This window comes from Mycobacterium sp. 852002-40037_SCH5390672 (assembly GCF_001665875.1).
Classification (GTDB): Bacteria; Actinomycetota; Actinomycetes; order Mycobacteriales; family Mycobacteriaceae; genus Mycobacterium.
Genome location: NZ_LZTA01000038.1, coordinates 317,576 through 330,995, shown reverse-complemented (window position 1 = coordinate 330,995; position 13,420 = coordinate 317,576). Strand labels below are relative to the sequence as shown.

Sequence of the window (13,420 nt, the reverse complement as noted above, 5' to 3'; positions counted from 1 at the left end):
TTATGCGCAGCCCTTACTGGGCGAGTGTGTCGCCGGGCCGGGTGAACTTCGCCGATGCCGGTTGCCCGGCCGGACACCGCGCTGGAGCCGGGGTTTGCCTAGAGGGTGGGGGGTTGCGTGTTCGGCGATGCCCGAATTGTGGTCGTGCGCGTTGGGGGTCGCGGATGCGGCGACGATGGCCCGCTGCCGCTGCGTGTGAGCCGCTTCGTCGCCCGGTGCCGCGGCCAAGTTACCGGCGGGCACCATCGCGATGCTGATAGCCGCTGCCCTCGGGGCCGATTTTCACGCAATCCAAGCCCGCCTGCCGCCTCCGGTCATTTGCGTCGCTTGCCGGGTGAAATGAGCCTGTCCGCGGTCTTATTCGCGGCGTCGAGCACCTCGGCCTGCGTGGCGGGATCAGACATGGCGCGCGAGATCGACAGCGCCCCCACCATCAGCGCGACAAGGCTCCACGCCCGGCGTTCCGGGTCCGCGCCGTCAAATAGCTCTGCCATCCGGTCCGCCAGCACGGCGATTCTGCGTTCGTACGCTTCGCGAGTGGGTGCTCCCGAGCGCGCCACGTCGGCGCTGAGGGTTGGCATCACGCATCCGTCGCCCGGGTTGTCCACGTGCTCGGCGCTAAGGTATTCCGCGACAAACGCTTTCAGCTTTGCCCTGCGCTCGGCCCTCGTGCCCCATTTCGTGTCGGAAACGAAAGGCTCACCGACGGCGACCTCGACAATCGCCTCAAGCATCGCTTCCTTGTTGGCGAAGTTTGAATAGAAGGCCCCTGAGGTCACGTCCGCCGCGGAGGCCAGCCCGTCCACCCCGATCCCGTTGAAACCCGCGACCTTCATCGAGCGCGTGCCCGCACGGAGTAACGCGGCGCGCGCCTTCGCCTTCTGGTCTGCCGGATATCTCATGAAATGAACCTTTGTAGTATAACTATCGATATCTTACGCTTACGAGGTCGGATCGATCGTCTGTCCGGCACAGGCCAGCGCGGCTGTGATGAAGTCGTCGCGCGCCGCATCAGTGATCGTGGCGTCCCAGGCCAGCACCACCCGGCTGGGGGCGAGGCCGTCGGCCGGCACTACCCGCAGGTCTGGCCGCCGGTAGGACACGGCCGTCGACCGGGGTAGCACTGCGAAACCGGTACCGGTAGCGACTAATTCAAGCTTCTGCTCGACCCCGCTGACCGACGACTGCACCGCCGCGCGGCGCAACTCCGGGCTGGCGATGGCGTACCACTCGGGCACCGATGCCGGATTCTGCAGCAACCGTCGCGGTGCCAGATCGTCCAGCGATACCGACGGCCGCTCGGCCAAAGAATCACCGGCGGACAGCACTACGTCGCGCGGCTCCTCAAGCAGCGGCGCTGTCGCCAGGCCGGACAGGTCGAATGGCGAGCGAGCGTAGACCACCTGCACATCGCGGCGGCGGATCACTTCGGCCTGCTCGTTCCAGGTCACCGGCACGATCACCGTGCGCCGCACCGGGTCGCCCGCCTCGAACGCCCGGGCGGCAGCGGTCGCCAACAGCCCGGGCAGTACCCCGACCGTGACCACCACGGCGGGGGCTTCGGCCCGCGCTAGCCGCTGCTGCAGCGCCTGCACTTCCGTGAGCAAGAAACGGCCGTCGTCGAGGAGCCGCAAACCGGCGGGGGTCAGCGTCGTCCCGCGGGTGCCCCGATTGAGCAGCGTGATTCCCAACTCGTGCTCGAGCGCGCGAATTTGACGGGACAGCACCGGTTGGGCGATGTGCAGGCGTGCCGCGGCCCGGCCAAAGTTGAGTTCCTCCGCCACCGCGACGAAGTAGCGCAGCTTGCGCATATCCAGATCCCCTGTAGCCATACCCAGAGGGTATCGCCCCCGGACGAAAAGGGTGTTGGACGAACGGAGCCCCCTCCTTGACCCTGTATGCATGAGTCTGCACAGCCAACGTGTCCTGATCATCGGGGGGACATCGGGCATCGGCCTGGCCGTGGCTGCGGCGGCCGCCGAGCGTGGCGCAACCCCCATCGTCGCCTCGCGCCGGACGCCGAGTGTTGAGCGCGCGCTGGGCTCGCTGCCCGCCGGCGCGGTCGGCGCCACCGTCGACGTCGCCGACCCCGCGTCCATCGAGCGGCTGGCCGAACGGGTCGGCCCGGTCAACCACCTCGTCTACACCGCGGGCGAGCCGCTGGAGATGGTGCCGCTGGCCGGACTGACACCTGCCGTTATCGCCGCCTTCTACCAAACCCGCTTCATCGGCGCGTGCAGCGCGGCTCGGATGCTCGGGCCGCACCTGCCCGCGGGCGGTTCGATCACGCTAACCAGCGGATCGGCCGCCGAGCAGCCGGAATTCGGCGCGTTACCGGTAAGTCTGTGCGGCGCAATGAACGCGCTGACCGCCGCTCTGGCGGTCGAGCTGGCGCCAGTGCGGGTGAACGCTGTCGCCCCAGGCCTGGTGCGCTCGCCGCTGTGGGACAACATGGGCAGGGACGACCGCGACGCAATGTTCGCTGCCGCAGCAGAACGGATCCCGCTGAGCAGGATCGCCGAGGCCGACGAGGTGGCACGGGCCTACCTGTACTGCATCGAGCAGACATACTCCACCGGAGCGGTCGTCAAGGTCGACGGCGGCAGCGTCCTCGTCTAGGCGTTAGGTGGCCGCAAACTCCCAGCATGTGATAGAGCCGTCAAGTCGTCTTGCTGGGTGCCGGATTTGATAGCCGCTCGTTCCGTTTGGGACTGCCCGTGGACGTGCGTCGCAGAAGGATCGACTCCGTCAGCCACGAAGTACGGTGCTCCCCCGGCAATCAGGAGTGATGGTTCGCCGGCTCTTGCCCGCAATGCCGAGTTCATTGGGCCGGAGTCCAGCGACGACAGCGGGCAGGGGCCAAATGATTTGCACGCCGAATAATGCGTTCTTGCAGTAACTTTCGCCCGAACGACGATGAATCAGACTTTCCGCGGGCCTCGAGACCATCGGCCAGTTAGACATCAGTGTCTCAGGTTCGTGTCACATATGGCATCCATATGACATCTCAACTGAGAATGTGACACCGAATCTGAGAACCTACAGCGGCGCGTAAGCGTATTTCAACGCCCTCTCAAAGCTGCCATTGACTAATGTCATCATTTGCTGTTGACTGCGTTGCATGACGGACGGCGTTCCGGCTCGCGGGTCGTTGCGATCCCGCGGCGCGGCAGCGGTAAGTACGTACACCCTTCGGCCGATCACCAGCGTGATTCCGCCCGAGCGGGCCTGGGGGCTGTGGTTATCGCGCCGAATCATCGCCAGAATCATGGGGACGTTCGGCCCCTCGCTCGCGGGCACCCGGGTCGAATCCGTAGACACCAAGCTGCCCGACGCCCGCCGCGTCAAGGGTGAATGGGTCTATGGACCGCGAACGCCGACAAGCGAAACCCCACGCTCGTCAACGAGCGAGGGTGCGATTTACTACGTGCACGGCAGCGGATACGCCGTGTGTTCGCCGAAGACACACCGCCGCTTGACATCCTGGCTCTCAGCCCTGACCGGCCTCCCGGTGTTCTGCATCGATTACCGACTCGCACCGCGGCATCGCTTCCCCACCGCGGCCGACGACGTCCGTGCGGGCTGGGACTGGCTGGTCGACACCTGCGGTGTGCCGCCGAAACAGATTGTGATTGCGGGAGATTCGGCAGGTGGCCACCTGTCCGTCGACTTGGTGCTGCAACCGGAGGTCACCGCCCATCACCCCGCCGCGCTGGTATTGTTCTCCCCCCTGTACGACCTGACATTCGAGCTGGCGCTCGCCCGCGAACGGATACACCCCGATCCCGCCACCCGGGCGGCGAACGCGGTCCGCCTGGTCGGCCTCTACCACAGCGGCGTCGACCTCACCCACCGGCGGTTGACGCTCGACGTCGCCGGTGGCCCCCCGCTTCCTCCGACCCTGATCCAGGCCGGCGGTGCCGAGATGCTGCAAGAGGATGCGCGCCAGCTCGCGGCCGACATCCGAAACGCCGGCGGCAGATGCGAACTGCAGATCTGGCCCCACCAGGTGCACGTGTTTCAAGCACTGCCACGCATGACCCCGGAAGCCGCCAAGGCGATGGCCTATGTCGCGCGGTTCATCGCCCACGCCCTGCAGGATGCGCGCGCCGTCACCGAGGAGGTCCACTGACATGTTGGACCGACTCCTCAACAAATCCAAAACCAGCCGTGGCGCCTCGGCGGTGGTGACCGGCGCCGGAAGCGGCATCGGTGCCGCCTTCGCCGTCGAACTGGCCAAGCGTGGCGGCGCGGTCGTATGCAGCGACATTGACCAAGCCGCCGCGCAGCAGACGGCCGACACGATCACCGAGCGGGGCGCAAAGGCGGTCGCGATCCGTTGCGACGTATCGCGATTCGAGGACGTGCAGGCGCTGGCCGAACAGTCGCAGGCCTGGTTTCAAGGGCCGCCCACACTGGTGATCAACAATGCCGGTGTCGGTGCGGGCGGTGCCGCCATCGGCGAAGCGCCGCTGGACGATTGGCTGTGGACCCTTGGTATCAACCTGTGGGGGCCCATCCACGGCTGCCATGTGTTCACCCCGATTCTGCGCGACGCTGAGCCGTCGCACGCACCCCGGGGCATCATCAACGTGGCCTCGGCGGCGGCCTTCGGGGCGGCTCCGGGCATGGCCGCCTATAACGTCAGCAAGGCCGGTGTGCTTTCACTCTCGGAGACCCTTGCCGCCGAATTGGCCGGCACGCCGGTGCGGGTGACCGTGCTGTGCCCGACCTTCGTCAAGACCAACATCCTCGAGTCCGGCCGCATCAGCGAGCAATCCAGCGATCTGGCCGCAAAACTGATGCGCTGGACCGGTTTATCCGCCGAGAAGGTAGCGCGTGCCTGTCTGGACGCACACGATCGCGGCGAGCTGTACTGCATGCCGCAATTCGACGCCAAGATCGGCTGGAACATCAAACGCTTGGCCCCACAGACCTATACGCGGGCAGCCGGCCTGGTGTCCCGCATCAACCTGCCCTGATCACCCGAAGAAAAGGAGCTCCCCGTGACCATCGACATGGAAGCCATGCTCGCCAAGATCAAGGATCGACAGTGGGCCCTCGCCGACATCGACTGGGACGCCCCCGGTGCCGACACCATCCGGCCCGAATTCCGCTCCAAACTCAAGGCATTCATGGCCGATCTGTGCTGGATCGAGAACATCGGCGCCCGGGGCTTCGCGGCGCTGGCCAAGAAGGCGCCCACCCCGACGATCGCCGAAATCTACCGGTATTTCCATGCCGAGGAACAACGCCACGCCAATGCCGAATTGGCGCTGATGAAGCGCTGGGGCATGCTCGCCGACGGCGAGATCCCAGAACCAAGCGTCAACATCAAGTTGGCCATCGAGTGGCTGGACACTTTCGCCGACGATATGCCGCTATCGGTGCTGGGTACCGTGATCCCGATGCTGGAGGTGGCACTCGACGGCGCGTTGCTGAAGTTTTTGCTGGAATCCGTGGAAGACCCGGTCTGCCACCAGGTCTTCGAGAAAATCAACAATGACGAATCTCGGCACATCGCTGTCGATTTCGACGTCTTGGAGATAATCGGCCACGCCACAGCCCGGCGGCTGGCCATCGACTTCGTCGGCCGCTTCGCCTCTCCCGGTCTGATCCTCGGGATGATCATGTACGTACCGCTGCTCAACCGGGTCCGCAACGAGATGGCCGGTATGGGCATGGATACCGAGCGGCTGTTCAACGCGGTCAACCGGTTCAAGCAACTTGGCGAGCGTGGCGAGCACACCCGCCGAGTGCCTACCTACAGGCTGCTCAAGCGGCACGGCATGTGGGTGGTCAACCCACGACACCCCTACCAACTGCTGGCCAATTCCATGGTTTGGCTGTCGGATTTCTATCCCAAGCCCCTGCTGCGGTCCATGCCGAGCTGGTCGAGGGAACTCACCCACGAGCCGGCGGCGTGACGATGGTAAATGACCGCGCCCACGCAGCACTCATCGTCGGAGCCGGCTTCACCGGACTCGGGGCGGCAATCCGCTTGGCCGAAGCCGGAGTCGACGACATCGTCATGCTGGAACGCGCGGACCGCGTCGGCGGGACCTGGCGCGATACGACGTATCCCGGCGCCAGCTGTGACGTGCCGTCACTGCTGTATTCGTACTCGTTCGTCAAGAATCCGACCTGGTCACGCACCTACTCGCCCGCCCCCGAGATATATCGCCACCTCGAGGACATGGCCAACAGGTTCGACATCCGCCGCCGGATCAAGTTCGGCCACGAGGTGAAGGACCTGACCTTCGACGAGGACGCGGGCGTTTGGACCGCTACCACCAAGAACCGCAAGAAGTTTCGCGCCCGCACCGTCGTGCTGGCTTCAGGTCCGCTCTCCGACGTCAGCTTCCCCGACATCCGGGGCCTGGACAGTTACCGGGGACACAAGATCCACAGCGCACGCTGGGATCACGACTACGACTTCACCGGCAAGCGAGTCGCGGTCATCGGTACCGGCGCCAGCGCCATCCAGATCATCCCCGAGCTGGTCAAGCGGGCCGGATTCGTCAAGGTATTTCAGCGCACGCCGTGCTGGGTGCTGCCACGCTTGGACGTCGCCACCCCGCCCGTCGTACAAACATTGTTCACCAAAGTCCCTGCCACCCAACAGCTTGCGCGCCAAGCGCTGTACTGGGGCCACGAAGCCAGCGCCACGGCGCTGGTGTGGGATACCCCGTTGACGTCGCTGGTCGCCCGGCTTGGACGGGCGCACCTACGCGCCCAGGTGAAAGATCCGTGGCTGCGCCGTCAGCTGACGCCAGACTTCCGGCCGGGATGCAAACGCATGCTGGTTTCCAGCGACTACTATCCCGCGCTGCAACGCGACAACTGCAAGCTCATCGACTGGCCGATCGCCACGTTGAGCCCAGTCGGCATTCGCACCAGCGACGGAATCGAGCACCACCTCGATTGCATCGTGTTCGCCACCGGGTACGACGTGCATCTGACCGGTCCGCCCTTCGGAGTCACTGGGCTCGACGGCCGGTCGCTGGCCACCGACTGGGCCGATGGCGCGGAGGCTTACAAGAGCATCAACGTGCACGGCTATCCGAATCTGTTCGTCATGACCGGCCCGAACTCCGGACCGGGTCACAACTCGCTGCTTGTCTACATCGAGGGGCAGCTGGACTACGCGGTACGCGGCATCACCACCATCCTCAACAACGACCTGCGTTATCTCGATGTGCGCGAAGAGGTCCAACGTCACCACAACGAAAGCATTCAACGCCGCCTCACCAAGACGACCTGGATGTCGGGCTGCCGCAGTTGGTACCTCACCAAGGACGGATTCAACGGGTCGATGTACCCGGGTTTCGCCACGCAGTATCTTCGCCAGATGAGGGATTTCCGGTACGAGGACTATCAGGCGGCGGCGCGTCGCGCCCAGACGCAGGCCACCGCGTCGGCCTGAGCTGCGGCACTGACATGGCCACCGAGCGCGCATCGCGACCCGAACCCGGCACCATCGCCAGCGTGCTGCACAACGTGCGGCGCGCACCCAAGCGGGTGCGGCGCCAATCGCGCGAATACCGCCAACTCATCGAGGCGGCTGTGTCACAGCTTTTCGAGTCGGCGGCCCGGCACCCGCACGACGCCACGAATTCCGGTGAGTACCGGATCGACGACCTGGCCCAGCTGGCCGGCACCACCACCCGCAACATCCGCGTCTACCGCGACCGCGGACTCCTGCCGCCCCCACTGCGGGTCGGGCGCATCGCGCTGTTCAACGACACCCACCTGACCCGGCTGCGCCTCATCACCTCGATGCTCGACCGCGGCTACAACATCGCACACGTGCGGGAAATGCTCAGCGCGTGGGAGGAAGGCAAAAACCTCGGCGACGTGCTGGGCCTCGAAACCGCCATCGTCGGCACCTGGACCACCGAGAAGCCGGAAACGGTGTCGCTCGCCGACGCCCAGCGACTGGTCGACGACGCCGATGCGTTCGAGCGCCTGGTGGCGCTTCAGGTGATCAGGATCGATGGGACGCAGGCCACCATCACGCGCCCGAAACTCATCGAAGCATTCAACGAGATCCGAAGCTATGGTGTCGAATTCGACAAGCTCATCGATCTCCATGAACAGATCGTCCCCGAGATCGACAAGATCAGCGACATGCTGGTGCGCGCCGGAGCCGAACACGTGCTGGACCGCATCAAGCCCGGCGAACCGCTGCCGGCCGACGCCGAAATCGCCGAGCTGATCACTATGCTGGTGCGCTTCCGGACTCAAGCGGTGGCGACCGTCACCGCCACGCTCGCATCGTCGATCGAATCCAATATCGAGTCGCTGGTCGGCCGCATATTGGCCGACTATCTCGAGTCGAGCCCTTCGGTGTGAGTGGCCGCGGCCGCCTGCACCTGGTTCGCTGAGCGCAACGCAAAACGTGCCGGCGTGCTAAGTGGTGACGACGGTAGCTATTGGCGCGCAATCAGATACGGTGCGAGCGTGGACAGCTTCTCGCAGGTCTCTTCGAATTCGCGGTCGGGTGTGGACTCTTCGATGATGCCCGCACCGGCGCGCAGCCACGTCTTCCCGTCACGTTCGTAGGCCGCCCGCAGCGTCAGCGCCGCATCCAGCCCGCCGTCGGCAGAAATCATCACGACCGCACCGGAATACAACCCACGCGGACCCTCGTCGAGACGCATGATCGCTTCGACACCTACCGCTTTCGGGATGCCGGACGCGGTGACGGCCGGGAAAAGCGCTTCGAGCGCGTCCATCCGGTCGTTCGATGTATCGAGCCGACCGCTCACCGTGGAGCCGAGGTGCTGCACGCTCCCCCGTTCCCGCACTGTCATGAAATCGGTGACGACGGCGGTGCCCGGCTCGGCGATCTCGGTCATTTCCTGCAGCGAGCTTCGCACCGAAATAGCGTGCTCGACAATCTCTTTCGAATTCGACTCCAGGTCGTCGCGGGCCTGGCGGTCGCGCACCTCGCCACGGCCGAGCGCGCGGGTACCCGCCAGCGGTTCGGTCACCACGACGCCGTCGCGATGCACGGCCGCGACCAGTTCGGGACTGTAGCCCACAGCGCGGATTCCGCCCAGCCGCAACAGGAACGACCTCACAGGAGTGTTGTGCCGACGGGCCAGCCGATAGGTTGACGGGAAATCGAGCGCGAAAGGCACCTCGAGAGAGCGGGAAAGAATCACTTTGTGGTAGCGCCCCGCGGCGATCTCGCTGACGGCAGACGCCACCCGGTCGCGGTAGGCGGACGGGTCAGCGACCACGTCGACCGCCGAGGCGTCGCGTACATCGGGCACGCCGTCGCCGAGCACGCCCAGCACTTCGTCACGATGACCGGCCGACGTACCGAACAGACGGATCTCCTCCCGCGTCACCACAACGCGGCCGTTCGGCCAAAACACGCGGGCCAGTGGAGTTTCCGGGCCCAGCCGCTGCTGCAGCCCGTAGCGGTAAACGCCGAATTCAAAGGCGATCCAGCCGAAGAGGTGGTCGGTCTCCAGCAACAGGCGGTCAATGGCTTCACCGAGCACCGGCCCGGGTCTGCCCGACCATTGCTGGCATTGGGTCACGCCGTCGCGGATCACTCGCAGCTCGTCGCTGTCCAGCTCGACCATGGCGCGCACGCCAGTGGCCAGCACCCATTCACCGCCGCGCTCGTAAAGCAAATACTCTTCCCCGACGCGCTCGGACAGCACCACGGCCAGCTCGGCCGCCAGGTCCGCAGGGTCGATATGTACAGGGAGCGGGATCGACGGCGACTCAGAGCCCGCGGAACTTGTCTCGACGCTGACCTCGGTCACGGTTAGTAAATGTAGCCTAACCTATGTAGCCGCGCGCAACCGATCCCGCCAAGTAATCCCTCGATGGCCCGATTCCGCTAAAGCTCCCGCGGAGTTAAAGCGGCGGCCGTTGCGCGGCGATCCGTCGAACCGTGCCGACACATTGGCGTCTCCGACTTGTTCACGCAGGTAGATCGGGGTCAAGGCCGCCTTCGTGATGCGGGCTCCGCCGCCGACTGTGAAGATCGCCACGCCAAAGGTTTGCCCAGCGTTTACGTCGCGGCCGCACAACTGGCGGCTCCGGCAGCCAGACTTTTCCTAAGGCTTAATAACCGCCCGCACGAATCCGCCGGATTGGAGGAACACAGTGTTCATCATCCGGCTTTTCAACGGCGAGGAAGTGCACGCGAGCGAAGGCGACGAACTCGAAATAAATCCACAGACCGGGGTTCTTTCGGTTTCCCGGGTCGACGGGTTCGAGGAAATCACGACGCATTACTCGCCGTCGGCCTGGCTGTCGGTAACGCACCGCAAAAAGGGAGCCGGCGTTCGGCCCTCGCTCGTGCCGTCGGCGCGTTGAACTGTATTAACTCCACAGTAAATGCACAGCACCTTCACACCACACTCACGGCACGCGTGAGCCCCGCATCTGCGGGATTTCGCACTATTGATTCTCCTCTGACCAGCGCTTTTGTCCGGCATCAGTCCCCGCGGTGGCGTCCGCTTCCCTGTGTGCTGTCAAGTGGCGGCGAATCAGCGGTGGGGATAAATTCTTGACGGTCGTCGGGATGTTTCGTGGTTGCTCCGCTTGCGGACGGTGCTTCCCCAGATCAGCGCGCTAACCAACGGAGGCATCGATGCTGCAAGAGTTCTGGCACAACTTCACCCATAACCTGTTCAAACCGCTTCTGCTGTTCTTTTACTTCGGGTTTCTGATTCCCATCCTGAAGGTGCGGTTCGAATTCCCTTATGTCATCTATCAGGGACTGACCATGTACCTGCTGCTGGCCATCGGCTGGCACGGCGGGGAAGAGCTCGCGCAGGTCAGCGCGTCCAGCGTCGGGGCCATCGTGGGCTTCATGGTTCTGGGCTTCGTGCTGAACTGTGTGATCGGCGGCCTGGCCTACTTCGGGCTCAGCCGCCTGAAATCACTGCGAAAAGTCGACCGCGCGACCGTCGCCGGCTATTACGGGTCGGACTCGGCGGGAACCTTTGCCACCTGCGTGGCCGTCCTGGCCGCGGTGAACATCGCTTTCAACGCGTACATGCCGGTGATGCTGGCCGTGATGGAGATTCCGGGCTGTCTGGTGGCACTGTATTTCGTTGCCCGACTGCGCCACCGGGGCATGGACTCCGCCGGCTACATGCCCGACGAGCCCGGCTACACACCGCCCGTCAAGGTCGGGGTCGGCCCCGGCACCGCCGCGCGTCCGCCGCACGGCCAGAGCCTCGAAAGCCAGGAAGAAGCGGCCATCGAGCAGGAGCTGGAGCTCTCGCTGGAAAAGCTGGAACATCCGGATTGGGAGCCCGACCAGAGTCCGCCGCGCCCAAAGGGCAAGAGGGTACCGATTTTCTCCCGGGAACTGTTCCAGGAGGTCTTCCTCAATCCCGGGCTTGTCCTTTTGATGGGCGGCATCATCATCGGCCTCGTCAGTGGGCTTCAGGGACAGAAGGTCGTTGCCGACGACGACAAATTCTTCGTGATCGCCTTCCAGGGCGTGCTGTGTCTGTTCCTGCTGGAGATGGGGATGACGGCGTCGCGTAAATTGAAGGACCTTCGCGCCGCGGGTCCCGGATTCATCGTCTTCGGTCTGGTGGCGCCGAATGTCTTTGCGATACTGGGCATCGTCGTCGCCTGCGGCTACGCATCGTTGACCCACACCGATTTCAAGACCGGGACCTACGTATTGTTCGCGGTTCTTTGCGGTGCGGCGTCCTATATCGCCGTCCCGGCGGTGCAGCGCGTGGCGATCCCCGAAGCGAGCCCGACGCTGCCGCTGGCCGCCTCACTGGGTCTGACGTTCTCCTACAACGTCACCATCGGAATCCCGCTCTACATCGAGATCGCCCGCATCTTCGAGCGTTGGTTCGGCGTCTGACCGCGCGGACAACGCCGCTACCCCAATAGCGTTCGCACCACGGCGTCGGCCAGCAGCCGCCCACGCGGAGTCAGGACGAGCCGGTCACCGTCGGACACCAACAACCCATCGGCGACCACTCCCTCGGAGCGTTCGCGCTCGGTGGCACTCAGCAGGCCGACTGGAAGGCCTTGGCGCAAACGGGTTTTCAACAGCACATCCTCGGTGTGCAAGGCGTCGGCATCGAGCTGCTCGAATCCGGCCACCGGCAGCGCCGCGGCGCTCAACCTCTCCGCATAAGCGTTGGGATGCTTGACATTCCACCAGCGCGTCGTACCGACGTAGCCGTGCGCGCCCGGCCCGGCGCCCCACCACTGACCGCCGTCCCAGTAGCCGAGATTGTGCCGGCATTCACCGCCCGGCCGCGACCAGTTGGACACCTCGTACCAAGACATTCCCGCCTGTGACAGCCGCTCGTCTACTAATTCGTACCGATGGGCCAGCACGTCGTCGTCGGGTGCGGCCAGTTCGCCGCTCCGGACTCGCCGGGCCAGCGCGGTGCCTTCCTCGACAACCAGCGCATAGGCAGATACGTGATCCACGCCGGTCTCGATCGCCGTCTCGACCGAGCACAACAGGTCGTCATCGGACTCCCCCGGAGTGCCGTAAATCAAATCGAGGCTAACGTTCTCGAAGCCCGCGGCCAACGCCTCGCGGGCCGCGGCTGCGGACCGGTTTGGCGTGTGGATGCGGTCCAGCACACCCAGCACCCTCGGCGCCACCGACTGCATCCCCAGCGACACCCGCGTGTATCCGGCCGTGCGGATGGCGTCGAAGAAATCCGGCCATGCCGATTCGGGGTTGGCCTCGGTGGTCACCTCGGCATCGGGTGCCAGCGTGAAGTGTTGACGCACCATGTTCAGCAGCGTGGCCATGCGCGGCCCGCCCAGCAGTGAGGGTGTTCCTCCACCGACGAACACGGTGTTCACCGGCGGTGCCTGCAACCTGGCGGCAGCCAATTCCAGTTCCGTCCCCAGCGCGCTGAGCCAGGCGTCCGGATTGACGCCCCCCAACTCGGCCGGGGTGTAGGTGTTGAAGTCGCAGTAACCGCAACGCGTAATGCAGAACGGGACATGCACGTAGATGCCAAACGGTTGCCCAGCCACCACCCGGACGGGGGGCAGCTCGACCGCCTGCTCGCGAATGACCATGCCAAATGATCCCACGACGAGCGGGCCGCCCGGGGTCGTCGGCCCAGCCTGAACGGAGGCCGGGCCGCTGGGAACGGTCGCATGAACTTCTGGAGCTTTGGGGGTGGGATCTGCCGGACTGGGTCGGTAGTTTTAATCACCGTGAGCCAAGATTTGACCTGTTCGCGTGGCCCTTCGGCATTCATGGCACAATGGTGGCGTGACTGTCGACCAGCCCGGCCCGTACTTGGTGCTCGTGGCGCGACGGCACATTGATCTCAAGCGCGTTTGCAGCTGTATCTGTCTGCCCTGACGTGGTAGACCCAGCCCCACTGTGTCTCCAGCTGGCAGACGGTTCCGTGCCGCCCAAAAGTATCGGTGAACTGTG

The 13,420-nt window shown here is 64.9% G+C and carries 13 protein-coding genes and 1 pseudogene; 10 read left to right on the top strand and 4 right to left on the bottom strand.

All coding sequences use genetic code 11. From position 1 onward, the window contains the following. Positions 1-314 precede the first annotated feature (314 nt). Together A5782_RS06845 and A5782_RS06840 are read right to left on the bottom strand one after the other, a co-directional pair. A complete protein-coding gene (locus A5782_RS06845; RefSeq protein ID WP_067096892.1) occupies positions 315-902 on the bottom strand; it encodes a TetR/AcrR family transcriptional regulator in 588 nt (195 codons plus the stop codon). A 39-nt stretch (positions 903-941) separates the two neighbouring features. Beyond that, a complete protein-coding gene (locus A5782_RS06840; protein ID WP_067096889.1) occupies positions 942-1,832 on the bottom strand; it encodes a LysR family transcriptional regulator in 891 nt (296 codons plus the stop codon). A 70-nt stretch (positions 1,833-1,902) separates the two neighbouring features. On the opposite strand from A5782_RS06840, the gene A5782_RS06835 reads away from it, so the two are divergent. From A5782_RS06835 to A5782_RS06810, 7 genes and pseudogenes are all read left to right on the top strand, one after another. Continuing rightward, positions 1,903-2,619, top strand: a complete 717-nt coding sequence (locus A5782_RS06835) for an SDR family oxidoreductase (protein ID WP_067096887.1) — start codon at positions 1,903-1,905, stop codon at positions 2,617-2,619. A 47-nt stretch (positions 2,620-2,666) separates the two neighbouring features. After that, positions 2,667-2,789, top strand: a pseudogene (locus A5782_RS27210) (hypothetical protein); the annotation flags it as partial. A gap of 332 nt (positions 2,790-3,121) precedes the next feature. Beyond that, on the top strand, positions 3,122-4,132 hold the full coding sequence (locus A5782_RS06830; RefSeq protein ID WP_082942806.1) for an alpha/beta hydrolase: 1,011 nt from the start codon (positions 3,122-3,124) through the stop codon (positions 4,130-4,132). Between the two features lies 1 nt (position 4,133). Next, positions 4,134-4,982, top strand: a complete 849-nt coding sequence (locus A5782_RS06825) for an SDR family oxidoreductase (protein ID WP_067096884.1) — start codon at positions 4,134-4,136, stop codon at positions 4,980-4,982. Positions 4,983-5,006: 24 nt separating this feature from the next. Further along, positions 5,007-5,927: a reductase gene (locus A5782_RS06820; protein ID WP_067096881.1), complete on the top strand. Its 921-nt coding sequence runs from the start codon at positions 5,007-5,009 to the stop codon at positions 5,925-5,927. A gap of 2 nt (positions 5,928-5,929) precedes the next feature. Beyond that, complete coding sequence (locus A5782_RS06815) at positions 5,930-7,426, top strand: flavin-containing monooxygenase (RefSeq protein WP_369815592.1); 1,497 nt, start codon at positions 5,930-5,932, stop codon at positions 7,424-7,426. A 14-nt stretch (positions 7,427-7,440) separates the two neighbouring features. After that, entirely contained in the window at positions 7,441-8,355 is a 915-nt protein-coding gene (locus A5782_RS06810; protein WP_067096875.1) for a MerR family transcriptional regulator, read from the top strand. 77 nt (positions 8,356-8,432) lie between these two features. On the opposite strand, the gene A5782_RS06805 is transcribed toward A5782_RS06810, so the two are convergent. Beyond that, positions 8,433-9,785 carry a salicylate synthase gene (locus A5782_RS06805; protein WP_067096872.1) on the bottom strand — a complete coding sequence of 451 codons (1,353 nt, stop codon included), beginning with the start codon at positions 9,783-9,785 and terminating at the stop codon, positions 8,433-8,435. 346 nt (positions 9,786-10,131) lie between these two features. On the opposite strand from A5782_RS06805, the gene A5782_RS06800 reads away from it, so the two are divergent. Together A5782_RS06800 and A5782_RS06795 are read left to right on the top strand one after the other, a co-directional pair. Beyond that, a complete protein-coding gene (locus tag A5782_RS06800) occupies positions 10,132-10,344 on the top strand; it encodes a hypothetical protein (RefSeq protein WP_007769888.1) in 213 nt (70 codons plus the stop codon). Between the two features lie 277 nt (positions 10,345-10,621). Beyond that, positions 10,622-11,863, top strand: a complete 1,242-nt coding sequence (locus A5782_RS06795; protein ID WP_067096868.1) for a sodium-dependent bicarbonate transport family permease — start codon at positions 10,622-10,624, stop codon at positions 11,861-11,863. Positions 11,864-11,880: 17 nt separating this feature from the next. Here the strand turns inward: A5782_RS06795 and hemW are convergent, their stop codons facing one another. Then, positions 11,881-13,053, bottom strand: a complete 1,173-nt coding sequence (hemW, locus tag A5782_RS06790; RefSeq protein ID WP_067096865.1) for a radical SAM family heme chaperone HemW — start codon at positions 13,051-13,053, stop codon at positions 11,881-11,883. 166 nt (positions 13,054-13,219) lie between these two features. Between hemW and A5782_RS27205 the strand changes: the two genes are divergently transcribed. Then, a complete protein-coding gene (locus A5782_RS27205; RefSeq protein WP_369815591.1) occupies positions 13,220-13,345 on the top strand; it encodes an Ms4527A family Cys-rich leader peptide in 126 nt (41 codons plus the stop codon). Positions 13,346-13,420: the final 75 nt, after the last annotated feature.

What these genes read in the sequence shown, in the direction of transcription:
- A5782_RS06835 (WP_067096887.1), top strand. Translation starts at nt 1,903, where the DNA reads ATGAGTCTGCACAGCCAACGTGTCCTGATCATCGGGGGGACATCGGGC.
- A5782_RS06815 (WP_369815592.1), top strand. Translation starts at nt 5,930, where the DNA reads ATGGTAAATGACCGCGCCCACGCAGCACTCATCGTCGGAGCCGGCTTC.
- A5782_RS06830 (WP_082942806.1), top strand. Translation starts at nt 3,122, where the DNA reads ATGACGGACGGCGTTCCGGCTCGCGGGTCGTTGCGATCCCGCGGCGCG.
- A5782_RS06840 (WP_067096889.1), bottom strand. Translation starts at nt 1,832, where the DNA reads ATGGCTACAGGGGATCTGGATATGCGCAAGCTGCGCTACTTCGTCGCG.
- A5782_RS06845 (WP_067096892.1), bottom strand. Translation starts at nt 902, where the DNA reads ATGAGATATCCGGCAGACCAGAAGGCGAAGGCGCGCGCCGCGTTACTC.
- hemW (WP_067096865.1), bottom strand. Translation starts at nt 13,053, where the DNA reads ATGGTCATTCGCGAGCAGGCGGTCGAGCTGCCCCCCGTCCGGGTGGTG.
- A5782_RS06795 (WP_067096868.1), top strand. Translation starts at nt 10,622, where the DNA reads ATGCTGCAAGAGTTCTGGCACAACTTCACCCATAACCTGTTCAAACCG.
- A5782_RS06825 (WP_067096884.1), top strand. Translation starts at nt 4,134, where the DNA reads ATGTTGGACCGACTCCTCAACAAATCCAAAACCAGCCGTGGCGCCTCG.
- A5782_RS06810 (WP_067096875.1), top strand. Translation starts at nt 7,441, where the DNA reads ATGGCCACCGAGCGCGCATCGCGACCCGAACCCGGCACCATCGCCAGC.